The sequence below is a fragment of the Oerskovia gallyi genome, assembly GCF_014836745.1.
Classification (GTDB): Bacteria; Actinomycetota; Actinomycetes; order Actinomycetales; family Cellulomonadaceae; genus Oerskovia; species Oerskovia paurometabola.
This window is the reverse complement of record NZ_JACSQE010000005.1, coordinates 193,810-220,185: the sequence shown is the minus strand read 5'-3', so window position 1 is coordinate 220,185 and position 26,376 is coordinate 193,810. Positions and strand designations below refer to the sequence as shown.

Annotated in this window: 27 protein-coding genes; 15 read left to right on the top strand and 12 right to left on the bottom strand. The window is 73.4% G+C overall.

The window, feature by feature from the left end; translation table 11 throughout:
• Positions 1-98: 98 nt before the first annotated feature.
• Entirely contained in the window at positions 99-1,772 is a 1,674-nt protein-coding gene (gene ptsP / locus H9640_RS08225; RefSeq protein WP_191790219.1) for a phosphoenolpyruvate--protein phosphotransferase, read from the bottom strand.
• Positions 1,769-3,229: a PTS transporter subunit EIIC gene (locus tag H9640_RS08220; RefSeq protein ID WP_191790218.1), complete on the bottom strand. Its 1,461-nt coding sequence runs from the start codon at positions 3,227-3,229 to the stop codon at positions 1,769-1,771. The genes ptsP and H9640_RS08220 overlap by 4 nt, the downstream gene beginning before the upstream one ends.
• A gap of 233 nt (positions 3,230-3,462) precedes the next feature.
• Between H9640_RS08220 and H9640_RS08215 the strand changes: the two genes are divergently transcribed.
• The 5 genes from H9640_RS08215 to H9640_RS08195 all read left to right on the top strand — a co-directional run bounded on the left by H9640_RS08215 (position 3,463) and on the right by H9640_RS08195 (position 5,806).
• Complete coding sequence (locus tag H9640_RS08215) at positions 3,463-4,275, top strand: GntR family transcriptional regulator (protein ID WP_191790217.1); 813 nt, start codon at positions 3,463-3,465, stop codon at positions 4,273-4,275.
• 61 nt (positions 4,276-4,336) lie between these two features.
• A complete protein-coding gene (locus H9640_RS08210; protein ID WP_056644676.1) occupies positions 4,337-4,582 on the top strand; it encodes a PTS transporter subunit EIIB in 246 nt (81 codons plus the stop codon).
• Between the two features lie 64 nt (positions 4,583-4,646).
• Positions 4,647-4,877 carry a PTS transporter subunit EIIB gene (locus H9640_RS08205; protein ID WP_138822375.1) on the top strand — a complete coding sequence of 77 codons (231 nt, stop codon included), beginning with the start codon at positions 4,647-4,649 and terminating at the stop codon, positions 4,875-4,877.
• Positions 4,874-5,341 (top strand): PTS sugar transporter subunit IIA, encoded by a 468-nt coding sequence (locus tag H9640_RS08200; protein ID WP_191790216.1) that lies wholly within the window; start codon positions 4,874-4,876, stop codon positions 5,339-5,341. Before H9640_RS08205 ends, H9640_RS08200 begins: the two co-directional genes overlap by 4 nt.
• A gap of 207 nt (positions 5,342-5,548) precedes the next feature.
• On the top strand, positions 5,549-5,806 hold the full coding sequence (locus tag H9640_RS08195) for a hypothetical protein (protein WP_191790215.1): 258 nt from the start codon (positions 5,549-5,551) through the stop codon (positions 5,804-5,806).
• Between the two features lie 88 nt (positions 5,807-5,894).
• Here H9640_RS08195 and H9640_RS08190 read toward each other — a convergent pair whose 3' ends face one another.
• The 3 genes from H9640_RS08190 to H9640_RS08180 all read right to left on the bottom strand — a co-directional run bounded on the left by H9640_RS08190 (position 5,895) and on the right by H9640_RS08180 (position 9,451).
• Entirely contained in the window at positions 5,895-8,018 is a 2,124-nt protein-coding gene (locus H9640_RS08190) for an NHL domain-containing thioredoxin family protein (RefSeq protein WP_191790214.1), read from the bottom strand.
• A gap of 81 nt (positions 8,019-8,099) precedes the next feature.
• Positions 8,100-8,369: a hypothetical protein gene (locus H9640_RS08185; RefSeq protein ID WP_191790213.1), complete on the bottom strand. Its 270-nt coding sequence runs from the start codon at positions 8,367-8,369 to the stop codon at positions 8,100-8,102.
• Between the two features lie 41 nt (positions 8,370-8,410).
• The gene (locus H9640_RS08180) at positions 8,411-9,451 is read right to left on the bottom strand and encodes a chymotrypsin family serine protease (RefSeq protein WP_191790212.1); all 1,041 of its coding nucleotides are present in this window, start codon (positions 9,449-9,451) and stop codon (positions 8,411-8,413) included.
• A 196-nt stretch (positions 9,452-9,647) separates the two neighbouring features.
• On the opposite strand from H9640_RS08180, the gene H9640_RS08175 reads away from it, so the two are divergent.
• On the top strand, positions 9,648-9,872 hold the full coding sequence (locus H9640_RS08175) for a hypothetical protein (RefSeq protein ID WP_191790211.1): 225 nt from the start codon (positions 9,648-9,650) through the stop codon (positions 9,870-9,872).
• 4 nt (positions 9,873-9,876) lie between these two features.
• Positions 9,877-10,251, top strand: a complete 375-nt coding sequence (locus H9640_RS08170) for a PH domain-containing protein (protein WP_191790210.1) — start codon at positions 9,877-9,879, stop codon at positions 10,249-10,251.
• Positions 10,252-10,261: 10 nt separating this feature from the next.
• Here the strand turns inward: H9640_RS08170 and H9640_RS08165 are convergent, their stop codons facing one another.
• Positions 10,262-10,720, bottom strand: coding sequence for a YbaK/EbsC family protein (locus H9640_RS08165; protein WP_191790209.1), 459 nt, complete (start codon positions 10,718-10,720; stop codon positions 10,262-10,264).
• Positions 10,721-10,790: 70 nt separating this feature from the next.
• A complete protein-coding gene (locus tag H9640_RS08160) occupies positions 10,791-11,573 on the bottom strand; it encodes a helix-turn-helix transcriptional regulator (RefSeq protein WP_191790208.1) in 783 nt (260 codons plus the stop codon).
• Positions 11,574-11,675: 102 nt separating this feature from the next.
• Here H9640_RS08160 and H9640_RS08155 point away from each other — a divergent pair, with 102 nt between their 5' ends.
• Together H9640_RS08155 and H9640_RS08150 are read left to right on the top strand one after the other, a co-directional pair.
• Positions 11,676-12,410, top strand: coding sequence for an alpha/beta fold hydrolase (locus H9640_RS08155; RefSeq protein WP_191790207.1), 735 nt, complete (start codon positions 11,676-11,678; stop codon positions 12,408-12,410).
• A gap of 110 nt (positions 12,411-12,520) precedes the next feature.
• Positions 12,521-12,709: a hypothetical protein gene (locus tag H9640_RS08150; RefSeq protein ID WP_191790206.1), complete on the top strand. Its 189-nt coding sequence runs from the start codon at positions 12,521-12,523 to the stop codon at positions 12,707-12,709.
• A 122-nt stretch (positions 12,710-12,831) separates the two neighbouring features.
• Here the strand turns inward: H9640_RS08150 and H9640_RS08145 are convergent, their stop codons facing one another.
• Complete coding sequence (locus H9640_RS08145) at positions 12,832-15,063, bottom strand: S9 family peptidase (protein ID WP_404821888.1); 2,232 nt, start codon at positions 15,061-15,063, stop codon at positions 12,832-12,834.
• 56 nt (positions 15,064-15,119) lie between these two features.
• Here H9640_RS08145 and H9640_RS08140 point away from each other — a divergent pair, with 56 nt between their 5' ends.
• Entirely contained in the window at positions 15,120-15,578 is a 459-nt protein-coding gene (locus H9640_RS08140; protein WP_191790205.1) for a hypothetical protein, read from the top strand.
• Positions 15,579-15,609: 31 nt separating this feature from the next.
• Here H9640_RS08140 and H9640_RS08135 read toward each other — a convergent pair whose 3' ends face one another.
• Positions 15,610-16,398, bottom strand: coding sequence for a phosphonatase-like hydrolase (locus H9640_RS08135; protein ID WP_191790204.1), 789 nt, complete (start codon positions 16,396-16,398; stop codon positions 15,610-15,612).
• Complete coding sequence (locus H9640_RS08130) at positions 16,395-17,312, bottom strand: GntR family transcriptional regulator (protein ID WP_191790203.1); 918 nt, start codon at positions 17,310-17,312, stop codon at positions 16,395-16,397. Before H9640_RS08130 ends, H9640_RS08135 begins: the two co-directional genes overlap by 4 nt.
• A gap of 165 nt (positions 17,313-17,477) precedes the next feature.
• Between H9640_RS08130 and H9640_RS08125 the strand changes: the two genes are divergently transcribed.
• The 4 genes from H9640_RS08125 to phnE all read left to right on the top strand — a co-directional run bounded on the left by H9640_RS08125 (position 17,478) and on the right by phnE (position 21,640).
• Complete coding sequence (locus tag H9640_RS08125) at positions 17,478-18,713, top strand: TIGR03364 family FAD-dependent oxidoreductase (RefSeq protein WP_318243706.1); 1,236 nt, start codon at positions 17,478-17,480, stop codon at positions 18,711-18,713.
• Positions 18,714-18,784: 71 nt separating this feature from the next.
• A complete protein-coding gene (locus tag H9640_RS08120) occupies positions 18,785-19,720 on the top strand; it encodes a phosphate/phosphite/phosphonate ABC transporter substrate-binding protein (RefSeq protein ID WP_191790202.1) in 936 nt (311 codons plus the stop codon).
• A gap of 145 nt (positions 19,721-19,865) precedes the next feature.
• On the top strand, positions 19,866-20,753 hold the full coding sequence (locus H9640_RS08115) for a phosphonate ABC transporter ATP-binding protein (protein ID WP_225226870.1): 888 nt from the start codon (positions 19,866-19,868) through the stop codon (positions 20,751-20,753).
• Positions 20,750-21,640: a phosphonate ABC transporter, permease protein PhnE gene (phnE, locus tag H9640_RS08110; protein ID WP_191790201.1), complete on the top strand. Its 891-nt coding sequence runs from the start codon at positions 20,750-20,752 to the stop codon at positions 21,638-21,640. Before H9640_RS08115 ends, phnE begins: the two co-directional genes overlap by 4 nt.
• Positions 21,641-21,686: 46 nt before the next feature.
• On the opposite strand, the gene H9640_RS08105 is transcribed toward phnE, so the two are convergent.
• Together H9640_RS08105 and H9640_RS08100 are read right to left on the bottom strand one after the other, a co-directional pair.
• Entirely contained in the window at positions 21,687-22,691 is a 1,005-nt protein-coding gene (locus tag H9640_RS08105) for a hypothetical protein (protein WP_191790200.1), read from the bottom strand.
• 212 nt (positions 22,692-22,903) lie between these two features.
• The gene (locus tag H9640_RS08100) at positions 22,904-25,120 is read right to left on the bottom strand and encodes a cytochrome c oxidase assembly protein (RefSeq protein WP_318243705.1); all 2,217 of its coding nucleotides are present in this window, start codon (positions 25,118-25,120) and stop codon (positions 22,904-22,906) included.
• 248 nt (positions 25,121-25,368) lie between these two features.
• Here H9640_RS08100 and H9640_RS08095 point away from each other — a divergent pair, with 248 nt between their 5' ends.
• Positions 25,369-26,367 (top strand): AAA family ATPase, encoded by a 999-nt coding sequence (locus tag H9640_RS08095; RefSeq protein ID WP_191790199.1) that lies wholly within the window; start codon positions 25,369-25,371, stop codon positions 26,365-26,367.
• Positions 26,368-26,376 lie beyond the last annotated feature (9 nt).

The following is a 26,376-nucleotide window of genomic DNA, read 5'->3' as shown; positions in this document are numbered from 1 at the left end:
CGGGCCCACGCACGACAGCACTCAGCCCGTGGCCCCTCGTCCGAGGGGGCACGGGCTGAGTGCTGAGTGGCGGACGGTGAGGCAGCACCGCCGCAGGGCTACAGCCCCAGCTCCTCCAGCACGGGCAGCTGCGCACGGACCGCGTCGCGGGCGGCCGACGCGGTCGGCGAGGCCACCGCGATCTTCGCGAGCGCCGCGCACTGCTCGGAGGTCGTCGCCGCGAGGACGGCCGCGACGTCGCCGAGCGCGCGCGGCGTCATCGACAACGACGTGACCCCGAGGCCCACGAGGACCGGCGCCAGGGCCGGGTCGGCCGCAGCCTCCCCGCAGACGCCGACCGGGCGGCCGTGCTCGGCCCCGCCCGCGCACGCGGCACCGACGAGCGAGAGCACCGCGGGCTGCCACGGCGTCGAGAGCGCGGCGAGGTCCGCCGTCTCCCGGTCCGCGGCCATCGTGTACTGGGTCAGGTCGTTCGTGCCGATGCTCGCGAAGTCGACCTGCTCCAGGACCCAGCGCGACTGGATGGCCGCGGCGGGGACCTCGATCATGACGCCCGCGGTCGCCAGACCCCGCTCACGGCAGGCTGCCGCGAACTCCTGGGCCTCGTCCGGGGTCGCGACCATGGGGGCCATGACCCACACGTCGGCCTCCTCGGCGGCAGCGGCCTGGGCGATCGCGTCGAGCTGGCGCGCCAGGACCTCGGGGTGGCGCACCGCGGGGCGCAGCCCACGGACGCCGAGCGCGGGGTTGGGCTCGTCGTCGGCCGTGACGAACGGCAGGGGCTTGTCGGCGCCCGCGTCGAGCGTGCGGACGACGACCTTGCGGCCCCCGAACGCGCTCAGCACGGCCCGGTACGCCGCGACCTGCTCGTCGACACCGGGCTCCTCGGTGCGTCCCAGGAAGCAGAACTCGGTCCGGAACAGACCGACCCCCTCCGCGCCTGCGGCCACCGCGGCCTCGGCCCCGGCCGGGTCCGCGACGTTGGCGAGGAGCTGGACCCGCACGCCGTCGGCCGTCCTGCCCTGGCCGTCGAACGCACGCGGACCGCGCGGGCGGTCGAGCACACGGGCGACGTCCTCGGGCGACGGATCGCGCTCGACCGTGCCCTGCGAACCGTCGACCAGCACGGTCTCGCCGTCCGCGAGCTCGGTGGCTCGGGGCGCCGCGACGACAGCCGGGATCCCGAGCGAGCGGGCCAGGATCGCGGTGTGCGACGTGGGGCCTCCTCCGCTCGTGACGATCGCGAGGACCCGCGCGGGGTCGAGCGTCGCGGTGTCGGCGGGCGCGAGGTCGGTCGCGACGAGCACGAACGGGTGGTCGAGGTCCGGGACACCCGGCGCCCGGCGGCCCGTGAGAGCCGCGACGATGCGCTCGCGCACGTCACGGACGTCGTGCGCGCGCTCGGCCATCATGCCGCCGAGCGACTCGAGGCGGGCCGCGAGATCACCGGCCGCCTCCCACACGGCCCGCTCGGGGACGGTCCGCTCGTCGCGGACCTTGCGGGCGGACTCCTTGGACAGCGTGGTGTCGGCGGCCATGGCGGCCGTGACCGTGAGGACCTCGACGGCGGTGCCGGTCGCCCTCGCGGCGCGTGCCGCGAGGTCCGCCTGGACGCTGCGGACCGCGTCGTCGATCGCGGCGACCGCCGCCTCGACGTCCGCGTCCGGCCCGAGAGTCGCCGCGGCGGGCTCGGGCACGGGGGCCGGCATCGTCACGACGACACCGGCCCCCCGCCCGGGGCTGACGCCCACACCGTCGAGGACGGAGGTCACCTGCCGCCTCCGCCGTCGGCCTTCGCCCCGGAGCCTCGGGCATCGAGCTCCGCGGGAGACAGGTCGGCCTCGGCCGCCTTCTTCTCCTCGGCGACCAGGACCGGGTCTGCGGTCGGGTCGGCGCCCACGGCCGAGTCGTCGTCCTCGCGGCCCGGCGTGCGCAGGTTCCACTTGGTGATGACCCACCGGAACAGGAAGTAGTAGATCACCGCGTACCCGAGGCCGATCACGATGATCCACAGGGGCATCGTCGCGATGCGGAAGTTCAGGATGTAGTCGATCGCACCGGCCGAGAACCCGAAGCCGGACTTGATCCCCAGGGCGTTGACAAGGGCGAGCGAGGTGCCCGTGAGGACGGCGTGGATCGCGTACAGCGGGTAGGCGACGTACACGAACGCGAACTCGAGGGGCTCAGTCACGCCGGTGACGAACGCGACGAGCGCGGCCGAGCCCATGATGCCGCCGATGAGCTTGCGGTTCTTGGGCTTCGACGTGTGGATGATCGCGAGCGCGGCCGCCGGGAGGGCGAACATGAAGATCGGGAAGAAGCCCGTCATGAAGGTGCCGGCCGTGGGGTCGCCGTGCAGGAAGCGCGCGATGTCGCCGTGCCAGACGGCGCCGCTCGCGTCGGTGTAGCTGCCGAACTGGAACCAGGGCAGCGAGTTGAGCAGGTGGTGCAGGCCGATCGGGACGAGCAGGCGGTTGGCCGTGCCGTAGACGAAGGCCCCGAGGACCGTGGAGCCTGTGACCCAGTCACCGATGGCCGTGAAGCCCGCGTCGAACCAGGGGTAGATGAGCGCGCCGATCACGGCGATGATGACTGCGGCACCCGCGGTGACGATCGGCACGAAGCGGCGGCCACCGAAGAAGGCCAGGTAGGGCGGCAGCTTGATGCGGCTGTACTTCTGGAACATGATCGCGGCGGTCAGACCGATGACGATGCCGCCGAGGACGCCGTAGTTGATGAGCTTCTGCTCCGGCCCGCCCGTGATGGCCGCCGTGACCAGGTCGAGGAAGTTCCCGTCCTGCGCCGCGGTGATGGCGTCGGGGTCGGCCCCGGCCAGCCATGCGGCCGGGGTGTCGGGCTTGCCGAGCACGTACGGCGAGAGCGCGTCGCTCACGCCCTTGAAGACCAGGTACCCGATGACGGCGGCCAGGCCGGTCGAGCCGTCGGCCTTCTTGGCGTAGCCGACCGCGACACCGACCGCGAAGAGCAGCGCGAGGTTCGCGAACAGCGCGTTGCCGGCGGACGCGAACACGTCGGCGACGGGCTGCAGCCAGGGGAAGGTGCCCGCGGCGCCGTCGGCACCGAGCATGTCGGCCTGACCGAGGCGCAGCAGCAGTGCTGCGGCGGGCAGGGAGGCGATGGGCAGCATGAGGGATCGACCGACCCTCTGCAGCTGGGCGAAGCCGGGAATCCCCTTCTTCACCTTGGGTGTTTCGGCCACGGACGTCATGTTCACTCCTCGTTGATCGGGTGCATCCGAGGCCGTCGGACCGCACCGCTTGAACTGGGAACTGCCTTGATCACGACGCCGGCCCGGACTCTGGAGCGCGTCGTTGCTGTAACCCGAGCCATCACCACCGTCTGTGGTGGGATAGTTGTCTGGACCACTTGCGGACAGAGTGGTCTAGACATCATGATGTGTCAAGCCCCGGCAACTCCGGGGCGACCGAGAGCGAGGAACACGTGGCAGCGACGACGCAGGCCAGAGCACCTAAAGGCGGGCACAAGCACCAGATCGTGCGCGCCTACCTCAGCGACCTGATCGCGAACGAGCTGACCATCGGCGACGCCGTCCCCTCCGAGCGCGTGCTCACCGAGAAGTTCGGCGTCTCCCGCATGACGGTCCGCCAGGCCCTCGAGTCCCTCGTGGCCGACGGCGTCCTCCAGCGAGAGCAGGGCCGCGGCACGTTCGTCGCCCCGCAGCACACCGACTTCGAGATGCGCCTGACGACGTTCGGCGAGGAAGCACGACGTCTCGGTCTGGTGCCCAGCACCCAGGTCATCGACAGCGACACCCTCGCCGCGGGCCGGGTCGTCGCCGAGGCCCTCGGCATCGCTCCCGAGGACCGCGTGCACTACGTCGAGCGCCTGCGCTTCGCGGACGGCACGCCCATGGCCGTCGAGCGCGCGTGGGTGCCTGTGACGCTCGCCCCCGACCTGCTCGACAACGGTGTCCCCGACAGCCTGTACGGCGCACTGCGCGAGCGCGGCCACTCCCCGACCTGGGGCGAGGACACGATCATGGCGGCCGAGGCCAGCGCGGCCGAGCAGACGATCCTCGCCATGACGAGCGTCCGGGCCGTCCTGCGCGCGCACCGCAAGACCTACTCGGACGACGGCGCCTGCATGTACTCCCAGATGTGCTACCGGGGCGACCGGTACTCGGTCGTCGTCCCGCTCCGCGAGGCGCGGCCCACGATCGTCCCCCGGCCCGCCCCCGCACCGGAGCTCGAGGCCGAGCCCACCTCCGGGTCCGGCACGGCCGAGACCGCATGACCCCCACGACCGGCGCGACCGACGCCGTACCCACGACCCACGCACCAGAGAGGATGCAACGATGACTGCAGCCGATGCAGCACGGGCCGCCGCGATACTCGCCGGCCTCGGCGGGGTGAGCAACATCGAGGAGATCGACCCCTGCACCACCCGACTGCGGTCGCTCGTCAAGGACCCCAGCCTCGTCGACGTGGCCGCCCTGCGCGCCGCCGGCGCCTTCGGGGTCATGACGACGGGACGAGTGGTCCAGGTCGTCGTCGGCCCCCAGGTCGACACGATCGCCTCGGACCTCGCAGACCTCATGTGACCCCGTGCCCGCTGTCCGCGGGCACCTCGACGTACGTCCGCACCAGCACACGAAGGAGCACGACATGAGCAAGGCAGAGCAGATCCTCAAGGGCCTCGGCGGGGATGCGAACATCCTCGACCTCGAACCCTGCATCACGCGTCTGCGCGTGGAGGTCGAGGACCCGAGCCTGGTCGACGAGAAGACCCTCACGGGCGCCGGGGCCATCGCGGTCGTCCGGACGGGCAACGCGATCCAGGTGATCGTCGGCCCCGAGGCCGACAACCTCGCCTCGGACATCGAGGACCTCCGTTGACCGCAGCGCCCCTGACCGTCCTCTCCCCGGTCACCGGGACCGTCGTCGCCCTGTCGGACGTCGACGACCCCGTGTTCTCCGCGGGACTCGTCGGTCCGGGTACCGCGATCGCTCCCGACCCCGCCGAGGGCGGCCTCGTGTCGGCCCCGGTCAGCGGGACGGTCGTCAAGGTCCACCCGCACGCGTTCGTCATCAAGCACGACAGCGGCCAGGCCGTGCTGGTGCACCTGGGCATCAACACGGTCCAGCTCGCGGGCGAGGGCTTCACGCTGCACGTCGCCCAGGGTGACGTGGTCCACCAGGGCACGACGCTGGTCACCTGGGACCCTGCCGCGATCGAGGAGGGTGGCCGCTCGGCCGTCTGCCCCGTCGTCGCGCTCGAGGGCAAGCCCGACGCCGTGACCCCGCTGGCCCCGGTCGGGACCTGGGTCGCGCGCGGCGAAGAGCTCCTGATCTGGGAGTGATGCTGGCGTCAGAACGAGCGTGACCTCGAGGTCACGCTCGTTCTGGCATGTCTGCGCCCGTGGCGCTGGACCGGCGGCCGAGCGGTCGCGCGCCTATAAATGGTGCGCGGTCCTTCCTTATGCCAGGCTCTGTGATCGACGCCACGTCCACAGGGGGCGAGCATGGTGTCACGATGCCTCGTGCATCACGACCCTTCAAGGAGAACGATGAAGTTCAAGAAGGCCATCGCCGTCATCGCCACGACCGCCGCACTGATGCTGGCAGCACCCACCGCCGCCAACGCCGCCGAGACCAAGACGTACACGAACACGGCCTCGAGCTGCCGTCTTCTCGTGGTCACCTGGGTCAACGCCGGGGGTGGCGGCCCGTTCAACTCGACCTATGCCGTCAACAGCGGCCAGTCCAAGACCTTCAGCACCGCGGGTCACATCCTGAGCCACAAGTGGACGCCGGGCTGCTTCTGACGTACTCATCCCCGGGGCCGGGCTTCGTCGCCGAAGCCCGGCCCTGGGCGTGTCCCCGTCCGATCTCAGCCTGTCCGACGGCGCGGGCTCACCCCCGGAGCGGGAGCGTCAGCACCCGATCGTCCGGGGAACCGTCCACGACCCGCACCGGCACGCCCCAGTCCTGCTGCGCGAGGTGGCAGGCAGGGAACACGTCGGGGTCGGGCGTCCCGTCGTCGAGCAGCGGCACGACGTCGCACGACGCGGCCTGGGCGGTCACGTGCAGCACGCCCTCGCCCACCGCAGGGTTCACGACGAGGGCTCGGACGAGGTCGGTCCCGGTCCCGGCGCCGTCGAGCAGCAGCTCGGGCGGCGTCGCGCTCACGGTCAGGCGCGTCGAGGGCCCGTACCGGTCGTCGAGCTTCTGCCCGGGTGCGGGCGAGAACGGCACGTCGAGCCGCAGTTCCCCGGCCACGACGTCGGTGACGGGTCGCTGCGTGCGGTGCGCGCCGCCGTCGAGCACCTCTCCCGCGAGCGTCGCCGGGAGCGCGACGCGCGTGATGCGGTGCGCGGCGGACTCCACGACGAGCAGGTCGACGCGCGCCCCCGCCTCGGTGGCCTCACCGGGAGCCCAGGGCTCCCCGTCCAGGAGCACGACGACGTCGCTCGGCTCCGCGAGGCCCGTCGCCAGGGTCGTCACCGTGGCCGGTGACGCGTCCACCCCGGTGTCCGCGGGGACGTAGCGACGGATCGCCCCGTTGTAGGTGTCGGCGACGACCACGCTGCCGTCGGGCAGCGTCGCGACCCCGAGGGGGTGCTGGAGCAGCGCCTGGTCGGCGGCCCCGTCGCGGTGCCCGAAGTCGAACAGCCCCTGCCCGACGGCGGTGCTCACCTCTCCCTGCGTCGTCCCGGCGACCGGGGTCACCACGCGCAGCGCCGACGTCTCCGAGTCCGCGACCCACACGCGCCGGTCCGGGCCGACGGCCAGCCCGGACGGCTGCGCGAACCAGGCGTCGACGAGCGGCCCGTCGAGCAGACCTTCGTTCATGGTGCCGCCGACGAGGTCGATCGATCCCTGCTCTCCGTCGAAGGCCCACAGCGAGTGGTTGCCCGCCATCGCGACGAGGAAGACCCCCATCTGCTCGACCCAGGCCACGTCCCAGGGCGAGGACAGCTTCTGCAGCACCGCGCTGCCCGCGTTCTCGATCGTCGCGGGCAGGCCCGCGGGCCTGGGCTGCTCCGGCGTGTTCGCGCCGACGAGGACCGTGAGTCGCGACCCGAACGGACCGTCGACCTCGGCTAGCGTCCCACCGACCGGCGCACCACCGTCAGCGGCCGCGAGCACGTTGTCGACCGCCCCCACCATGTACTGCTGGCCGTTCCCCGCGACCGTCGTCACCCGGCCGTCCGCGAGGCGCACGCCGCGCAGCGCGTGGTTGACGGTGTCCGCGACCAGGACGTCGTAGCCGAGGTGGGCGCGCAGCTCGGTCGGGACCAGGCAGAGCCCGTTGGGCTCGCTGAACCGCGCCACGTCCGGCCCGCCGTCGACGAGCCCGCGCTCGCCCGAGCCGATGCGCCGGACGAGCGTCTCGCCGTCGGGCCCGAGCTCGGCGAGCGAGTGGTGCCCCGCGTCCGCGACCAGGAGGTTGCCCCCGGGGAGCGCGATCGCCTTGGCGGGGAAGCGCAGCGTGCCCGACGTCGGGGCGGGAGGCACATAGACGTCGCCCGCCCCCGCGGCCACAGAACGCAGCGTGCCCTTGGCGCGGTGCTCGGTCACGAGCTCGTCGACGAGCGCGGCGAGCGCCGACGCGTGCCCCTCGCCCGCCATCTGCGCGACGACGTAGCCCTCGGGGTCGATCACGACGAGCGTCGGCCAGGCCCGCGCGGTGTACGCGGACCAGGTGACGAGCTCGGGGTCGTCGAGGACGGGGTGGCGCACCTCATAGCGCTCGACCGCGGCGGCGAGCGCGACCGGGTCTGCCTCGTGCTCGAACTTCGGCGAGTGGACGCCGATGATGACGAGGTCGTCGCGGCGCGCCTCCTCGAGCTCGCGCAGCTCGTCGAGGACGTGCAGGCAGTTGACGCAACAGAACGTCCAGAAGTCGAGGACGACGACCCGCCCGCGCAGGTCCGCGAGCGAGACGTCGCGGCCGCCGGTGTTGAGCCACCCCCGGCCGACGAGCTCGGAGGCGCGGACGCGGGGCAGGCGGGCGTGGGGGGTCGTGGAGGTCACCGGACCATTCTGCTCGCACACCGGGCAGCGCTCGACCTCGCCCTGTCGGCAGCGGCTACCCCCGTGCGAGCAGTACGAGCCCTAGCCCGATCGGTCGATCCGCCCCGTGACGCGCACGACGACCGCGACGCCGTCGACCTCCTGCGGTACGTCGCCCGTCGCGGCGGCGTCGACGACGTTGACCTGGAGGCACCAGGTGTCGGCGGCCTCTGACCGTGCCTTCGCAGCACCGGAACGCCCGGCCGCGTCCGCCCCCTCGTGCCTCAGGCCGATCCCCGTCACGCCGTCCTGGCCCGCGAGGGCCTGCTTGAGCGCGGCCTTGGCCTCGCGGGCCTGCTCGATGCTCGCCACCGGTACCACCCTCCGACCGTCCGCCGCGGGTCGAGGCGGGCTCAGCGCGCGAGCCGGGCGTCGAGCGCGGCGAGGACGGTGTCGATCGGGTTGACGTACGTCAGCCCGGTCCCATTCTCTCCCCCGGTCTCCGACCCGGCAAAGAGCAGCCCGAGCGCGACGCCGTCCGCGCGGTACACGAGCGACCCCGAGTCGCCGCCGCGCGAGAACGGTCCGGTACCGGTCGACTCGACCTCGATCTGGTCGTCGAAGCGCAAGGCGCCGAGGTCCTCGCCGTAGCCGACCACGACGTCGTCGAGCTCGATCGCGGTGACACGCCCCGCGGTGACGGCGGTCGTCCGGCCGATCTTGCCGACCGTCTCGCCGCCGAGCGCGACGGCCGTGGTCGTGATGAGGCCCACGGGGTAGTCGAGGTCGACGTCGGGGTCGTCGAGCAGAGCGACCGCGGCGTCGACCGTCGCGGTCCGCCCGCGCGCGAGGGGCACGGTCGCGGCGAGGGTGCCCACCTGGTCGGCGGGGGCGCGTCCGCCGTCGGCGGGCCCGGGCTGCACGACGGCGTCCCCCACCTGCGCGCGCGGCGAGCCCGCGAGCACGTGGTAGTTGGACAGGGCGTGCAACGTGTCCCCGACGAGGACGAACGCGCCGAGCGTGCCCGCCGTGACGTCGACGTGCGCGATCGAGACCCCGGGGCGCAACGGCCGCACCCGGCCGGTCTCCCCCGCCGCCAAGGCGGTCACGACCGGCGGACGCGGGCCGGTGCCCGTCGACCGGGAGAGCGCACGGATCCGCCCCGTCCGGCGGACGTCCACGACCGGGCCCGCCTCGGACGCGACGCGTCGGGCGATGCTGCGCACGGCCGGGACCCCCAGGCGGTAGCGGACCGCGATGCCGTACCCGCCGCCCTCGCGCGGCGCCAGCCCGAGCGCGAGCGTGGGAACCCACGCGTCCCGGCCGTCGGGTGCTTCCTGCTCTCCGTCACCGGCCGGCTGCGCCGCGCTCGCCGTCGCGTCCGTGCCCGCGGCGAGATCGCGCGCGAAGTCCGCGAGCTGGCTCTTGATCTCCCGTGCCTCGTCCCTGTCCATGCGTCGAGAGTGGCACGGTCCACCGACACGCACGTGACGAGCGTCACCGTGTCGCTGAGGCCGTTCGCTTCACAAAACAGACTGTCAGGAAAACTTCTTCCGTGAAGTCGCGTCATGAAGTCCGGGTTCGCCCCTCTTGAGAGGTGTACACAGTTTCTCCGCCGCGAGACCCGCGGCCCTCACCTTGAGAGTGATCATGCACCTCGACCACGCGTTCCGGCCCTCGACCGACGAGCTCCGTTGCGCCATCCTCTGGGCCCTCGACCACGACCGTGCCGCCCTCGTCGAGCACCGGGCCTACGCGCACCTCAACCTGCGCAGCCCGGTGCGCCGGGCCGCGGACGCCCGCCTCGTGCGCCGCTGGCTCGAGGCCTCGGCCGTGTCGTCCGTCATGACCAGCTCCCTGGCCATGGCAGCATGACCGCGTGATCGACTTCGACAACGCCTCGTTCGTCAAGCTCAGCCCCTGGGACCTGACGAGCGCCCAGAAGGACCTCCAGCAGATCCTGCACGCCGACGAGCAGGTCTACCTGGCCTTCAAGGGCATCCGTGACTCCGTGACGTTCACGAGCAAGCGCATCCTCGCGCTCAACGTCCAGGGCATGACGGGCAGGAAGAAGGACTTCACGACGCTGCCGTACAGCAAGATCCAGGCGTACTCGGTCGAGACCGCCGGGACGATCGACCTCGACTCCGAGCTCGTCCTGTGGTTCTCGGGGCTGGGCAGGGTCACACTCGAGTTCGGGCGCGGCGTCGACATCTACACCGTGAACCGGCTCCTGGGCGACAAGGTCCTCTGACCTCCGCCGTCTACCGGCTGACGTCGACCCACTGCGCCCCGGCGAGCTCCGCGAGCCGTCCGGGCGTGATCGCGAACGCGCTCGTCGGGCTGCCCGCCGCCGGGTAGACCGTCTCGAAGCCCTGCAACGACACGTCGCAGTACACCGTCACGGGCCCGCTGTGCCCGAACGGCCCCACCCCGCCGATCGGCTGCCCTGTCAGAGCGGTCGCGCTCTCGGCGTCGAGCATGCGCGGCTTGGTCCCGAACGTCGCCTTGAACTTCGCGTTGTCGACCCGTGCGTCGCCCCGCGTCACGAGCAGGAAGCTGCGCTCGCCGTCGCGCAGCGCGAGCGTCTTCGCGATCTGCCCCGGCTCGACCCCGAGCGTCGCCGCGGCCATCTGGACCGTCGCGGTGTCCTCGCCCGTGTCGAGGACCGTGAGGTCGGGGGCCTGGGCGTCGAAGAAGGCGCGGGTGCGGTCGGTGCTCACGGCAGGTCTCCTCGGGGTCGGCAGGTGGCCATCATCGCGCGGACTCCTGGAACGCGAAACCCTCGACCGTTCAGGCGACGGGCACCGCGCCCGACGGCGGGGTCCCCACCTCCGCGACCGGCCGCGGCACGTACGTCTCGCCCGTGAGGTCCGCGCGCTCGACGCGGTCCAGGCGGAACCAGCGGACGGCGTCCCGGGACCGGCACCACGCGACGAGGTACCAGGCATCCTCCCTGTGCGCCAGGATCACGGGCTCGACCCGGCGGGCCGACTCGTGGCCGCGCGCGTCGCGGTACCGGATCGCGAGCACGAGCGACCGCGCGAGGGCCTGCTCGACCGCACGCAGGACCTGCAGGTGCACCCGGGCGCGCGGCACAGGTCCGCCTGTCGTGCCGTCGCCGTCGGTCGTCGCGCCGCCGGGCGCGGGGATCGTCCCGTCCGGGGCGGGCCGCGCCCCGGCACCCCGGTCGATCCACACCCTCGCCGCGAGGGCCGCCGCCCGCTCGCGCGCCTGCGGACCGAGCGCGTCCCAGACCTTGCCCTGTGCGGCCGCGGCGTCCACCGCGAACGGGCTGCCGGGTGGGAGGGCGGCGAGTGCGACCGCGACCGCGACCGCCTGCTGCGGCGTGAAGTTGACGGGTGGCAGGGACGCGGACGGGTCGAGCACGTAGCCGCCGCCCGGCCCGGCCTGCGCCCAGATCGGCAGGCCGGCCTGCTGGAGCGCCGAGACGTCGCGCTTGATCGTGCGCTCGCTCACCTCGAGCAGGCGTGCGAGCCGGGGGCCCGTGGTCCCGCCGGGCCCTGCGCGGCGCAGCTCCTCTGCCACGGCGTAGAGCCGCTCGGTCTTGTTCACGTGCCGCCTCCGTCGGGTCCGGGGCCGCGGACGCATCTCGCCCGGAACCCCTCGAACAATGGTGACAGACAGGTGTCACCAGCGCCCCGGCAGGCTGGGGGCATGACCACCACACAGCACAGCGAAGACCAGCAGGTCCACGTCGTCCTCGTCCCGGGCTTCTGGCTCGGGGCGTGGGCGTGGGACGACGTCGTCCCCCACCTCGAGGCCGCGGGCCTCGTACCGCACGCCGTGACGCTCCCCGGGCTCGACGACGTCGCGACCGACCGCAGCCACCTCACCCGCGAGGACCACGTCCAGGCCGTGCGCGACGTGATCGCGCCCCTCGACGGGGACGTCGTGCTCGTGGGGCACAGCGGCGGGGGGCCCGTGATCCACGAGGTCGTCGACCGCGACCCCGCGCGCATCCGTCGCACGGTCCACGTCGACACGGGGCCGCTGGTCGACGGCGCGTCGCTGTCCCCCGACCTGCCCGCGGGGACGGTCGAGGTCCCCCTGCCCTCGTGGGACGAGCTCGCGGCCGCGGGGTCGAGCCTCGACGGGATCGACGAGGCCGGGCTCGCCCGGTTCCGCGCACGGGCCGTCCCCCACCCGGGCGGCGTCGCCGGCGGCCGGGTGCACGTGAGCGACCCCGGGCGGCTCGACGTTCCCGCGACCGCGATCTGCACGAGCCTGCCCTCGGAGGTGCTGAAGCAGATGGCGCACCCCGGGCCGCCCCTGCACACCGAGCTCGGCGAGCTCGACGTCACGTACGTCGACCTCCCGACCGGGCACTGGCCCATGTTCTCGCGGCCCGCCGACCTCGCGGCCGAGATCGTCCGGGCGGCGAGGGCGTAGTCCCGAGCCGTTCCGGGGCCGAGCCGTCCCACCGGGTGCAGCACCGCCGAACGGGTGCATCCTGGAAGGAAGGGGTTCCGCCCGGAGCTCCCCGCTCAGGGAGGAACGTCATGTCCGGTCTCACGCTCGCCGCCAGCGTCGACGCCGCGGTCTACGTGCCCACGGGGTCGGGCCCCGCGAACTGGTTCCTGCTCTTCGGCATCGTGCTCGTCGCGTCCATCATCGTGTTCATGGTCGTCGAGCTGGTCCGTGCCGCGCACGACCGGCGCCTCCCGCCGCACCGGCGCCTGTCGCACTGACCGCGAGGTCGGGTCGCAGACGGCCGGCGCCCCGCCGAGGCAGGACGTGCCGCGGGGGGGGGGGCGCGACGCGCCCTGCCTCGCCCCAGCACGTCCTACCTCGCGCGGCCGCGGGTACCCGGTCAGCCCAGCGTCGACGGGAGCCGGGCCGCACCCTCGCCCGGGGCCTGGCCGAGCACGCGCTCGGCCAGGAACGCCTGCACCACCTGGTACCAGACGATCGAGTGCTGCGGCTGGAGCACCCAGTGGTTCTCGTCGGGGAAGTACAGGAACCGGTGGTCGGTGCTCCCGTCCGCGGCCGCGGGGAGCCCCGACGCCGACAGCAGCTCGTACCAGAGGCGCAGGCCCTCGCCGATCGGGACGCGGTAGTCCTTGTCGCCGTGGATCACGAGCATGGGCGTCACGATGTCCCCGACGTAGCGGTGCGGGGAGTGCTCGGCCGCCATCTCGGGCGTCATCTCCCGCTGCCAGTAGTACGACGCGTCGGTCGTGGGACCGAACTGGTCCAGGGCCCACAGGCTCGCGTGCGTCACGATGGCCTTGAACCGGTCCGTGTGTCCCGCGACCCAGTTCGCCATGTACCCGCCGAACGAGCCGCCCATCGCGGCGGTGCGGGTCTCGTCGACCTCGGGCAGCTCCTCGGCCGCGTCGGTGATCGCGAGCAGGTCCGTGTAGGGCGCCGCACCCCACGACCCCCAGCCGCGCTGCACGAAGTCCTGCCCGTACCCCGTCGACAGCGCGGGGTCCGGCAGCAGGACCGCGTAGCCCTGGGCCACGAGGATCCACGGGTTCCAGCGCCAGCTCCACGCGTTCCACGAGCCGAGCGGCCCGCCGTGGATCCACAGCAGCAGCGGCGCGGGGTTCTCGGCGCTCGCGCCGTGCGGCAGGGCCAGCCAGCCCCGGACGCGCACGTCGTCCGACGCCGCGGTCTCGATCTCGGTGAGCGTGCCGGGCAGGTCCGGGCTCTCCACGGGCCCGCGCAGCGCGGTCGCCGCGACGGGCGTGCGCTCGCCGGCGGGGGCCGCGAGGAAGTCCGCGAGCTCGATCCGCACGGGGTGCGAGGGCTCGAGGTAGCTCGTGCGCTGGGCGTACGCGGCCGAGGCGTCGGGGGCGACGCGGACGTCGGTGAACGTCGCGTCGTCCGAGGTGAGGCGTGACACGGTGCCGTCGGCCCCCGACCCGTCGGGCGTGAACGCGACGTGGAAGACCGGGCCGCGCCCGTCGTCGTCGGCCGTCACGAGGAGGCCCGAGCCGTCCGGCAGCCACGCGGCCGACGTGGGCCAGCGGTCCCAGCTCGCCGCGAGGGAGCGCAGGCCGTGGTTCGCGCCACCGTCGTCGGGGTCGCCGTCCGAGCCGTCGCCCGGGCGCAGCGGCACGACGGCGAGGCCCTGCTCGGGCGCGTCCTGCGGGGTCGAGAGGGTCTCGCGCACGAACACGACCCACGCACCGTCGGGCGAGATCACGGGCGAGGACGCCTCGGCGCCGGGCTCGTCGACGAGCGTGCGGCGCTCCCCGGTCGAGGTGTCGATCGCGACGAGGATCGAGCGCTGGGACGCGCCCGGTCCGGCGACGGTCCAGGTCGTCACGAGCGTGGTCCCGTCCGCGGACAGGTCCGCGGAGTGCTCGCGCAGCGCGGGCCCGACGGCGGAGGTCACGTCGCGCAGCTCGACGCGTCCTGCGGGGAGGTCGGGGGCGGCGTCCTCGGCGGTGCTGTCGTCCGCCGGGAGCGGACGGGCCGGCTCGTCGGTCAGGTGCGAGAGGTCGGCGACGAAGCGGTGCGGCTCGGACGGGCCCAGGTCGTGGTCCCAGTACCGCACGGGGTAGCCCGTGTGGAGGATCGCGGCGACCTTCTTGTCCTTGCGGGCCGTGCGCAGCTCGGCGTCGTGCGCGAGGTCGCGCGCGCTCGGCAGGACGTCGGCCGCGAGCGAGAGGACGGGCGCGCTGCGCGCGACGAGCGGGGCCGATACCCCGGCGGGGGCCGAGGCGACGACGCGCGCCTCGCCACCCGTCACGGGCAGGAGCCACAGGGCCGACGTCGGGTCGCCCTCGGTCGATGCCGAGGCGTCGCTGTCGGGCCGGGCCGAGGTGAAGAGCAGGTCCCCCTCGGCCGTGAAGGCGGCGCCCGACTCTCCCTTGGTGCTGCGCGTCAGGCGGCGGGCGGGCGACTGACCCGTCGGGTCGACCTCCCACAGCGCCGAGACGTAGGCCGTGCGCTTGGCGTCGAGCGTCGACACGCTCGTCACGAGGCGCCGCCCGTCGGGCGACATCACGAGGCCGCCCGTGCGGGGGATCGCGACGTACCGGTCGAGGTCGTGGAAGGGGGTCGGGACGGAGTCTGCGTCGTCAGTGGTCACTGCACCGTCCTATCACGACGCCCCGCCCTCGGTGCCGAGCAGCGCATACTGGACCCGTGCCCAAGGCTCCCTTCCTCCCCCTGACCGTGAGCGCCGTCGTCGGGCTGCTCCTGACCGGGTGCGGGTCCGAGCCCGCGCAGGACCTCGACGACACCGTGCTCGCCGGGATCGCCGCCGCCGGCCGCGCGGACGGCGACCTCGACCTCATCTCCACGACCCACTTCGACTGGCAGAAGGCCGTGATCGTGTGCCCCGGTGACGATCCGACCGAGGTCGCGGAGGCAGCCGGGGCCGACGGCCCCGTGCAGGGCGAGCTCCCGAGCACGGTCGACGTCGGCACGGGCTACCTCGTGTTCGTCAACGACGACGAGGTCGCGCAGGTCGCGGACCTGCGGCTCGCCCAGGCCGACGTGTGCTCCGAGGACCTCTCGATCGCGAACCGCGTCCTGAGCCCGGGCGCGAGCCTGCACGTCGCCCGCGGCACGGGCGACGGCTGGGTCGTCACCCGGGGCTGAGACCCCCGCGCTCCGGGGTGCCGGGTGGGGGTCAGGCGTTGAGGCGCGCCACGAGCTCCGGCAGGTCGGCGACCGAGTCGAGCAGGAAGTCGTGGCGCTCGCGCCCCAGGTCCGCCGCGCCGAGCTTGCCCGAGAGCACCCCGACGACCGCCCCTGCGCGAGCGTTGACCCCCGACCGCAGGTCGAGCACGGTGTCGCCCGCGACGAGGACGCGCGCGACGTCGAGGACGCCCGTGCGCTCCATGTCGCGGTGGACCATGTAGGGCGCCGGGCGGCCCAGCGGCACCTCGTCGGCACACGTCACGGCGTCGAGCGTGACCTCGGGCGAGAGCCACTGCTCGGGGCCGGACGCGACGGTCCAACCGAGCACGTCGAGGATCCCTCGGGTCACGTCGCGCGTGAAGCCCGTGGTCAGCGCGACCTTGACGCCCGCGGCGCGCAGGGCCGCGAAGGCCTCGGGCGCGCCGGGGACCGGGGTCGGCGGGTTCAACCGGTAGGCCTCGTGGAGCAGCGCGGTGAAGCGCGCGAACGCGGCGTCGACCGTCGCGTCGTCGGGAGCGTCCCCCGGCGCGCCGGAGGTGCTGGCACCGATCGCGAGCAGGGCGGTGATCGCCGCGCGCTTCTCGGCCCCCATCCAGTGCTGGATGTCCGACGACCTCGCACCGCTCCCGTGCTCGAGGACCGCCGTGTGCAGCGCGTCGTAGACCGCGCCACCCTCCTCGACGGTCGTGCCCGCGACGTCGAGCGCGACGAGCTCGATCGCGAGGGGCGGGCGCGGGGCGGGCACGGTGCCGGGAGTGCTGGTGCTGTTGCTAGTCATGCGGAGGGCTCCTGGGTCGGTTCGATTTCGGTGGTGCCGGTGGTGGGCGACACGAGGGACGCCGCGGCGACCGACGCCGTCGGGAAGCGGACCATCGAGAGCGACGTGTCCTGGGTGTTGTCGATCGTGAAGGCCGCGAGCTCGGGCAGGTAGCGGTCGTCGGCGTACTCGACGGGGACGCCCGCGGCGTTGCGCGTGGTGCGGCGCTCGCGCAGCAGCGGGGCGCCCGCGGGCACCTCGAGCAGGTCGGCGTCGGTCTCGTCGGCCGCGACGGCGTCGATCACGTGGCGCGCCGCGTGCAGGTCCGCGCCGCGCGAGATGAGGTGGTCGTAGATCGAACCGGTGTCCGGGTCGAACTCGAAGATGAGGCGCCCCACGGGCTCGATGAAGGTGTCGCGCTCGACCATCGCCGGGACCCCGTCGAGCAGGCGCAGGCGCAGCACCTCGACCACGGGCGTGCCCTCCTCGAGCCCCAGGGCGTCGGCCGCGACGCCGTGCACACCGCGTCGTGCGACCTCGACCGTCCGCTGCCCGGGCACGCGCCCCACCCCCGCGGCCCAGCGGCTGAACGACAGGAACGTCTCGAACGGCTGCGGGACCGCGCGCGAGCGCACGACCGGCGGACGTCCCTGTCCCCCGCCGATGAGCCCCTCGCTGCGCAGCGTCCCGAGCGCCTGGCGGACCGTGCCGCGCGAGATCGAGAACTCGGCGCACAGCGCGGACTCGGACGGCAGGGAGTCGCCGATCGCGTAGGTGCCGGACACGATCCGACGGCGCAGCTCGCCCAGGACGTGCTGGTGCAGCGGGCCGTTCGACGGCTGGGGCGGGTGGGGCGGACGGGCTGACGACGACGGCCGGGCCTGCTGGTTCGGCGGGGACGGAGCGGTACGCGGGGACGACGAGGACGGAGCCATGACTTGACCATACAGGCCGCTCCCGCACCGAGAACGGCGTACCGATGACGGCCGCGTGAACCCCGCGCACGGAGCGTCAACGCCAGGTGAACACTCCGGAAACTTGTCTGGACAAGTCCTGGAATCGCTTGCTCCGTGCTCGTTCTGCACGGCAGTGTCCGTGTCGTGAGCAGCACAGCACCTCGACGCCCGGCCTCGTCCGGCCGCACCCACGCCCTCCCCGCCGGCCACCCCGGCACGCGCAGCCCGTCCACCGGGAACGACCTCCCCGCCCGCGTCGACCTCGTGGTCGTCGGCGCCGGGATCGTCGGCCTCGCGCACGCCGTCGAGGCCGTCGGCCGCGGCCTGTCCGTCCTCGTGGTCGAGCGCGACGACCGCGCCGTCGGCGCCTCGGTCCGCAACTTCGGGCACGGCTGCTTCACCGCGCAGGACGGCACGGCCCTCACGTACGCCTTCGCGGCCCGCGAGCGCTGGATCCAGCTCGCCAAGGAGGCCGACTTCTGGCTGCGCGAGTCCGGGACCGTCGTCGTGGCCCGCGCGGACGACGAGCGGCAGGTCCTCGAGGACTTCGCCCACGGCCGCGACGGCCACGTCCGGCTGCTCGACCGCGACCAGGTCCTCGACCGCGTCCCGGGCGACCCCGCCGAGGTCGTCGGCGGCGCGTTCCTGTCCCAGGACATCCGCGTCGACCCCCGCGAGGCGGTCCCCGCGATCGCCCGCTGGTACGCCGAGCAGCGCGGCGCGCACCTCGCCTGGTCCACGACCGTCCAGGGCTTCGAGGCCGGCAGCGGCGTGACCCTCGTGCGCACCTCCCGGGGCGACGTCGTCGCGACCAAGGTGATCCTCGCCGTCGGGCACGACGTGGACCGGTTCTTCCCCGACACCGCCGCCGCCGCGGGCATCCAGCGGTGCACGCTGCAGATGCTGCGCGTCGACGCCCCCGCGGGCGCAGACGGCGGCCCCCGGGAGATCGGCCCCGCGATCTTCACCGGCACCTCGCTGCTGCGCTACGACGGCTTCCGCCACTCCCCCGCGACCGCCGCCGTCCGCGAGCGCCTGAGGGTCCAGCACCCCGCCCTGATCGACGCCGCGGTGAACCTCATGATCACCCAGCGCCCCGACGGGACGCTCACGCTCGGCGACACGCACGCCTACGCGACCACTCCCGGGCCGTTCCACCCCGAGGCCCTCGACGAGCTCCTGCTCACCGAGGCCGCGCGGCTCCTCGGCAGCGGTCCCCTCACGGTCCGCGAGCGCTGGCAGGGCGTCTACGCCTCCGCGCCCGCGCCGTTCCTCGACGTCACGCCCATGCCGGGCGTGCGCGCGGTGTCGGTCACGTCCGGCATCGGCATGACCACCGCGCTCGGGCTCGCCCCGCGCGTGCTCGACGGCTTCCTCTGACAGACGACCCTCTCTCTCGCCCCTCCGACCAGTCCAGCCTCTCTCGCGAAACCCCCACCCCAGGAGAAGACATGCACCGCAGCCGCACCGGCCAGGCCACCTCGGTCCTCGCCGCCGCACTGCTCCTCGGCGCCCTCAGCGCCTGCTCGACCGGCACGGCCGACGCAGGGACCAGCACCGACGGTGCCGCGTCCGCGACGTGCCCGAACGGCGCGATCCGGTTCGGCATCGAGCCCTACGAGGACCCCGCCAAGCTCGAGCCCGCCTACCAGCACCTCGCCGACGCCCTGTCGGAGAAGCTCGACTGCCCCGTCGAGCTGACGATCGTCGAGGACTACTCGGCCGAGGTCCTCGCCATGGAGAACGGCAAGCTCGAGCTCGCGCAGTTCGGCCCGCTCGGGTTCGTGTTCGCGAGCGAGCGCGCCGACGCCGAGCCCCTCGCCTCGTTCGGCCTCGCCGACGGCTCGCTCTCGAGCTACACCGCGGGCATCTGGGTCCCCGTCGACTCCCCGATCCAGAGCATCGAGGACCTGCCGGGCCACTCGCTCGCGCTCGGCTCGACCGGCTCGACGTCGGGAGACGCCCTGCCCCGCTTCGCGATCCTCGACGCGGGTCTCGCCGAGACCGACGTCGAGATCACCTATGCGGGCGGCCACCCCGAGGCGCTGCTCGCCCTGACCAACGGCCAGGTCGACGCCGCGCAGATCAACTCCCAGACGCTCGCGACCGCCGAGCGCGAGGGCACGTTCGACGCGTCGACGTTCCGCCAGGTCTGGGAGTCCGACGCGATCCCGAACGACCCCATCACGGTCGCCGGGTCGCAGAGCCAGGAGTTCAAGGACGCCGTGCGCGAGGCCCTCCTCACGCTCGACACCGCCGACGTCGAGGCCATCGGCGCGTTCCTCGACGTCGACCCGGCGGGCCCGCTCGTCGAGGTCGACGTCGACACGTACCAGCCGCTGTTCGACCTCGCGAAGACGCTGAAGCTGACCGCCGACGACGTCTGACCCCTCGCGGGCGGTGCGGGTGGACGCCGGGTCCACCGGGCCCGGCGGCCCACCCCGCTCGTCCCGTCCGGTCGGCCGCGATCCCGGTCGACCGCCCTCTCTCCCTCGCGGGCTCGCGTCCCGCTCCAGCAAGGAGTTGTTCCAGATGGCTTCACACCACGGCGCAGCCGAGGGCGTGCTGCACCTGCCCGACGGCGTCCGCTCACCCGGTCTGCACGTCCGTGACCTGCGGGTCCAGTTCAGCACGCGCTCCGAGACCGGCGACGCCGTGCTGCGCAGCGCGGTCGACGGCATGGACCTCGACGTCGCGGCGGGCGAGCTCGTCGCGATCCTGGGCGCCAACGGCTGCGGCAAGTCGACCACGCTCAAGTCCGTGATCGGGCTCGCGCCCGTGACGTCGGGCGAGGTGTGGGTCGACGGCGAGCAGGTCCTCCCCCACCACCGGACCTCGGCGGCGGAGCAGCACGAGGCCAGGCGCCGGGTCGCGATGATCTTCCAGCAGGTCAACCTCGTGCGGCGACGCACCGTGCTCGACAACGTGTGCGCCGGGGCGCTCGGGCGGCTTCCGCTGCGACGGTCGCTCGTCGCGTCGCTGTTCCCCCGCGAGCTGCGCGCCGAAGCCATGCTCTGCCTCGACCGCGTCGGCCTCGCCGACCGCGCGCTCGACCGGGTCGGCCAGCTCTCGGGCGGCCAGCAGCAGCGCGTGGCCGTCGCGCGCGCCCTGTGCCAGCGGGCGAGCGTCCTGCTGGCCGACGAGCCGACCTCGGCCCTCGACCCTGCCGCCTCGACCCAGGTCATGGAGCTGCTCGCGACCCTCGCGCACGACGAGGGGCTCGCGGTCGTCGCCGTCCTCCACGACCCCGAGCTCGCACGCGAGCACGCCGACCGTCTCGTCGGGATGGTCGCCGGACGCGAGCGCCTCAACGGTGCGCCGGACGCGGTGACGCGCGACGCCGTCGAGCACCTGTACTCGGCCGAGACGGCGACCGTGACCGTCACACGGACGACCGTCGGAACGAGGGTCCCCGCATGACCGCCACCGCCCCCACCCGCTCGCCCCGCTCCCCGCGCGGCGGCTCCCCCGCCCGGGCCGAGGGGCCGTCGCCCGAGAGGCTCGCGCACGTCGTCGTGCCCACGGCCCACCGCTCGGGCCGACAGGTCACGACCTGGGTCACCGCGGGCGCGGTGCTGCTCGGGCTGCACGTCCTCGCCTGGCAGGGCACGGGCTTCTCGATCAGCGCGCTCGTGGGCGGCTGGGAGGGCATGGCCCGGTTCGTCGGCGAGGCGTTCCCGCCCGACCTCGACTGGTCGACCGTCGTGGCCCCCGGCCTCCAGGCCACGCTCGTGACCCTGTGGATCGGGCTGCTCGGGACCACGCTGTCCGTCCCGCTGTCGCTCCTGCTCGCGGTGCTCGCCGCGCGCGGCAGCACGCCGGGGTCGGTCTGGTACCAGGGGTCGCGCGCGATCCTGTCGTTCTTCCGCGCCGTGCCCGACGTCGTGTTCGCCCTGATCTTCGTGACCGCCGTGGGGCTCGGACCGTTCGCGGGGGTGCTCGCGCTCGTCGTCCACAACACGGGCGTCATGGGCAAGCTGTGGGCCGAGGCCATGGAGGAGATCGACCCCGGGCCCGCCGACGCGCTGCGCACCAACGGCGCGGGCCGCACCCAGGTCGTCACGCACGCGGTGCTGCCCGCGGTCGTGCCGCAGTTCCTGGGGCTGCTGCTCTACCGGTTCGACGTCAACGTGCGGTCCTCGCTCGTGCTGGGGCTCGTGGGCGCGGGCGGGATCGGGTTCCTCATCAACAAGTCGATCAAGCTGTTCCGGTTCGACGAGATGCTGACCTACATCCTCATGGTGCTCGTGCTCGTGTGGGTCGTGGACCGCTTCTCGTCATGGGCGAGGGCAAGGATCGCGGTCTGAGGCCTGAGCTCTCGAGCCGTCGGTGCCGAGAACGGGGTTGAGGTCGTTATCCGTCGGATGGCGGCCTCAACCCCGTTCTGGATCGCACGGAACGTCGTGCTCGGTCCAGGAAGGCGCGGATCTCCAGCCCCACCCGCCCCACGACCGCAAGGTCCCGGGCCGTGAAGCGGAGCAACGCGACGCCTCGTGACGCGACGAGCAGGTTCTGCCGTCGACGGTCGACGAACAGGGCTTCGGGAGCTCCGTGCACCTCGGCCCCGTCGACCTCGGCGATCAACCACCGCTCGTCCGGGAGGCGCCAGCCCAGGTCGCCCCGGGCCAGGAACTGACCCTCGTCGCCTGAGATCACCACCTGGAGCTCGTCGGGCGGGACACCGGCGTCGAGGCAGTCGAGCCGGGCAAGGGTCTCGAGCGGGGACTCGGCGCGCCGGTCGCTGATCTCCCACCACGAATGCGTCCTGGCGACCCCTCGTCGACCTCGGGCCATGTCGTGCGCGCGGTCGAGTCCACGGACGTCGAGCAGGCCGCGGTGCTGCGCACTGTCCATCAGGGCGACCGCGGTGCGGCGCCCGACCTCCGGGACGGTCTGGGCGAGCGCCCAGTCCGGGGTGGCGACGTACCGGCCGGCGACGCGCGTGACGGTCATCCCGTCGTCGAACTGCCTCAGCAGGATGCCGTCCCGTGAACCTGTCGCACGCCCGCCCGGGAGCGCCGCCTGCGCAGTGATCTGCAGCGGGAGTCCCTGGATGCCGAGCAGAGCCACTGCGCAGGGGCCGACCGCGATCGCCTCCGGCCCGAAGGCGAGGAGACCTGCCCAGGCGGCGCGTCGACGGCGATGGTCCGGGACCCCCGGCCCTTCCCGGCGGGCCGGTGGCACCGGGTCGATGTCGTAGACACCACGTGTCACCTGCGTCCATCGCCGTTGCTCGACGAGCCGAGAGCGTCGGTGCGAACGGAGTCCGTGCTCTTCGCACTGCGCCGCCGACACGAGCCCCTCCTGACGGCGCGCGACGACGAGCAGCTCCTCAGGTACCGGCGACAGGTGGCGCATCGAGGCATCCCAGCAGGTGACGCCGACCACGCGCCGCTGCCCGGTGGTGCTCTGTGGACGGCCCTCTCGGCTGGCCCCCTGTGGACGACCGCCAACACGGGAAACCGCGCGGTCCAGGACGGGGTTGAGGTCGTCATCGAGCGAATGACGACCTCAACCCCGTGTTCGGCACCCGGGCACCGGGCACCTCGAGGGCACCGGGAGAGCGCCGCTCAGGCCTTGTCCTGCTCCGCCATCTTCGCGAGCATCTGGTTGTACTCGTCCATCTCGACGTCGCCGTCCTTGTCCACCCGGCGGTCGCGGCGCTTGGCGTCCTTCTCGTCGGACCGCGCCCACATGACCGCGACGACGATCGCGAGCGACAGCGTCGGCAGCTCCCCGATGCCCCACGCGACGCCGCCGCCGCGCTGCTGGTCGGCGATCGCGGTGATCCCCCAGTCGTGCCCCATGAGCCCGAACCACTCGGGCACGAGGAGCTGCGTCCCGGTCGTGAGGGACACGCCGAAGAAGGCGTGGAACGCCATGGTGACGAGCAGGAGCAGGAGCCGCTGGGGCCAGCCGGGCCGGTGCGGCCCGGGGTCGATCCCGACGAGCGCGTTCGCGAACAGGTACCCGGCGAGCGTGAAGTGCAGGAGCATCGCGAGGTGCCCGATGTACGTCGTCATCGCGAGCTCGAACGCGGGCGTGTAGTAGAAGACGATCATCGACCCGGCGAAGTTGATCGCGGCGACGATCGGGTTGGCGAAGAACTGCCCCCACTTCGAGGTCACGAGCGCGAGCACCCACTCGCGCGGTCCGCGCGAGCCGTCCTTGCGCACGGGCACGGCCCGCAGCAGCAGGGTCACGGGCGCGGCCAGCACGAGGAAGATGGGCACGACCATCGCGAGCACCATGTGCTGGACCATGTGCGCGCTGAACAGCACGTGCCCGTACACCGCGGGCCCACCGTTGGTCACCCAGAACAGGACGACGATGCCGAGCGTCCACGAGATCGTCCGCCCGACGGGCCACCGGTCGCCGCGCTTCGCGAGCCGCCGGACCCAGCGCAGGTACACGACGAGGGCCGCGACGCACGCGAACGCGGGCAGCAGGTCCCAGCGCCACTCGGAGAACCAGCGCCCGAGGTCGGGCTCGGGGGGCAGGGGGTGCCCGGTCACGAGCTCGGCGGGCGTCGGCAGCGCGATCGGCTCGTCGGGCACGGGGGGCGCCGTCGAACCGAGCGCGACGGCCACGCCCGACACCGCGCCCATGACGAGCAGCTCGACCGCGACGAGCCGCCAGAACAGCCACGTCGCGGCCTTCTCGGTGGCGGCCGCCGCACCGCCCTTCCCGGCGGCGGCCGGACGCTTCCCGGCGTCCTCGTGCCCGACGCCGGAGCCTCCCGCCGTCCTGGCCTCGCCCGCCGCGGTGGCCGTCCCGGCGGACGTGCTGGTCGCGCGCGGGCCGCGGGCGGGACCGCCCACGCCCTGGAGCCGTCGGACGACGAGCTCGCGGTGCGCGAACCCGATCGCTCCGAGCACGACGATGAGCCCGACCTTCGTGAGGATGAGCACGCCGTAGTCGGTGCTGAGCCCGGCGACGCCGCCGAGCCGGATCCAGGCGTTGGCGACGCCGGAGACGGCGACCGCGACGAAGGACCAGCCGGCGATCGAGGAGTAGCGCGCGACCGAGGACGCGAAGGCCGTGCGGTCGAGGCCGCCGCGCAGCCGCACGATCGCGAGCACCCCGAGCCCGCCGATCCACAGGGCCGCCCCGCCGAGGTGGAGGAACATCGAGGAGATCGCGAGCTCGTGGCTCGCGGCGCCGGCCGTGTGACCGGTGTTGGCCTGGAACGCGAGGGCCGAGATCGCGAGCAGGGCTGTCCACAGGGCTCCGGTCGCGGTGCGGACCGCGAAGGCGCACGCCGACGTCAGGGCCGCGACGACGATGACGCCGAGGAGGCTGCGGCCCAGCGAGATCTGCGTGACGAACGCCGCGAGCTGCTCACCGAAGCCGATGCTCGTGACGGGCATGCTCGACAGGACCGAGTAGCGCAGGACGGTCTGGACCACGGTGAGCACGGCCCACACGGCCGAGGCGGCCCCGGCGACCCCGAGGGCCTTGCGCAGCGGCGGTCCGGCGGGCAGCACGCAGGCCGCGAGCACGAGCGAGCCGATCGTCAGGGCGATCGCGAGCTCGGTCAAGGTGGTCGAGACCGGCAGCCCCCAGCGAGCGAGCGCCCCCGGGTCGGCGAAACCTGCGAGGGGCTGGAACGCCCCGGAGAAGGCTCCCGCGGCGACGACCGAGAGGATCGCGACGACCACGGCCGCAGGTCCGGCGAGCACGAGCCACCAGGGGTTGCGGGGAGCGTCGGCAGCGCCCCGACCGGGGGTCTGCGCGGCCCGGTCGGGCGCGGTTCCTGAGGTGCTGCGGGGGGCGGTGGCGGTCACCCGACCAGGGTAGGCGGCATGCGGGTCATCGCGGTATTCCCCTCGGGGAGCGGGGCCCCCTCGCGGAGCCGTCGGAGCGGCGTCGGGCCGCGCGGTGGGCACCTCTCCCCCTGGCTCGGCTGTGGAGAGAGCGGCGTGCCGAGAGGTGCCGCTGGCATACTGGGCCGGGTTCGCACGGCGTCCTCCTCGTGAGGGACGGCCGTGACGACATCTCCGGCAGAACCCGAGCACACGCGAAGGACCTCACCATGGCCACAGGTCACGGCAGCATCTCCACGACCGACCTGGACCGCGCGGGTCACCTGCTCAAGCGTGTCGAGCAGGTGTTCGACCAGCGGGTCGTCGGGCAGGAGGCGCTGCGCACGGCCCTGGTCAGCTCGCTCCTCGCGGGTGGCCACATCCTGCTGGAGTCCGTGCCGGGGCTCGCCAAGACCACCGCCGCACAGACCCTCGCGTCCGCGATCAACGGCTCGTTCCGCCGCATCCAGTGCACGCCGGACCTCATGCCGAACGACATCGTGGGCACGCAGATCTACAACTACGCGACCGGGTCGTTCACGACGCAGCTCGGGCCCGTGCACGCGAACCTCGTGCTGCTCGACGAGATCAACCGGTCGAGCGCCAAGACGCAGTCGGCGATGCTCGAGGCCATGCAGGAGAAGCAGACGTCGATCGGCGGCGAGAACTTCCCGCTGCCCTCGCCGTTCATGGTCCTCGCGACGCAGAACCCCATCGAGGAGGAGGGCACGTACGTGCTGCCCGAGGCCCAGATGGACCGCTTCCTCATGAAGGAGGTGCTCACGTACCCGGCCCCGGCGCAGGAGCTGGAGATCCTCGACCGCATCTCGACGGGCCGCATGACGGCACCCATCACGGCCGAGCCGATCAGCATCGACGACGTGGTCTTCCTCCAGCGACTGGTCGACGACGTGTACGTGGACGAGTCGATCAAGCGGTACATCGTCGACCTGATCAACACGACGCGCCTGTCGGGCCCGCGGCCCGTCCCTGGTCTCGACCAGCACGTGCGCGTCGGCGCGAGCCCGCGCGGCGGTATCGCGCTCATGCGCGTGGGCCAGGCGCTCGCGATCCAGGCCGGGCGCGCGTACGTCGTCCCGGACGACATCAAGGCCGTCCGCTACTCGGTCCTGCGCCACCGCCTGGTGCGCACGTTCGACGCGCTCGCCACGAACGTGCAGCCCGAGCAGCTCATCGACGCCGTGTTCGACGCGGTCCCGACCCCGTAGGCCCGGCCC

Excerpts from the sequence above, each read along its gene's own strand:
- H9640_RS08220 (WP_191790218.1), bottom strand. The coding sequence starts at position 3,229 with ATGACGTCCGTGGCCGAAACACCCAAGGTGAAGAAGGGGATTCCCGGC.
- H9640_RS08210 (WP_056644676.1), top strand. The coding sequence starts at position 4,337 with ATGACTGCAGCCGATGCAGCACGGGCCGCCGCGATACTCGCCGGCCTC.
- H9640_RS08205 (WP_138822375.1), top strand. The coding sequence starts at position 4,647 with ATGAGCAAGGCAGAGCAGATCCTCAAGGGCCTCGGCGGGGATGCGAAC.
- H9640_RS08195 (WP_191790215.1), top strand. The coding sequence starts at position 5,549 with ATGAAGTTCAAGAAGGCCATCGCCGTCATCGCCACGACCGCCGCACTG.
- H9640_RS08180 (WP_191790212.1), bottom strand. The coding sequence starts at position 9,451 with ATGGACAGGGACGAGGCACGGGAGATCAAGAGCCAGCTCGCGGACTTC.
- H9640_RS08175 (WP_191790211.1), top strand. The coding sequence starts at position 9,648 with ATGCACCTCGACCACGCGTTCCGGCCCTCGACCGACGAGCTCCGTTGC.
- H9640_RS08155 (WP_191790207.1), top strand. The coding sequence starts at position 11,676 with ATGACCACCACACAGCACAGCGAAGACCAGCAGGTCCACGTCGTCCTC.
- H9640_RS08150 (WP_191790206.1), top strand. The coding sequence starts at position 12,521 with ATGTCCGGTCTCACGCTCGCCGCCAGCGTCGACGCCGCGGTCTACGTG.
- H9640_RS08135 (WP_191790204.1), bottom strand. The coding sequence starts at position 16,398 with ATGACTAGCAACAGCACCAGCACTCCCGGCACCGTGCCCGCCCCGCGC.
- H9640_RS08130 (WP_191790203.1), bottom strand. The coding sequence starts at position 17,312 with ATGGCTCCGTCCTCGTCGTCCCCGCGTACCGCTCCGTCCCCGCCGAAC.
- H9640_RS08120 (WP_191790202.1), top strand. The coding sequence starts at position 18,785 with ATGCACCGCAGCCGCACCGGCCAGGCCACCTCGGTCCTCGCCGCCGCA.
- H9640_RS08115 (WP_225226870.1), top strand. The coding sequence starts at position 19,866 with ATGGCTTCACACCACGGCGCAGCCGAGGGCGTGCTGCACCTGCCCGAC.
- phnE (WP_191790201.1), top strand. The coding sequence starts at position 20,750 with ATGACCGCCACCGCCCCCACCCGCTCGCCCCGCTCCCCGCGCGGCGGC.
- H9640_RS08105 (WP_191790200.1), bottom strand. The coding sequence starts at position 22,691 with ATGCGCCACCTGTCGCCGGTACCTGAGGAGCTGCTCGTCGTCGCGCGC.
- H9640_RS08095 (WP_191790199.1), top strand. The coding sequence starts at position 25,369 with ATGGCCACAGGTCACGGCAGCATCTCCACGACCGACCTGGACCGCGCG.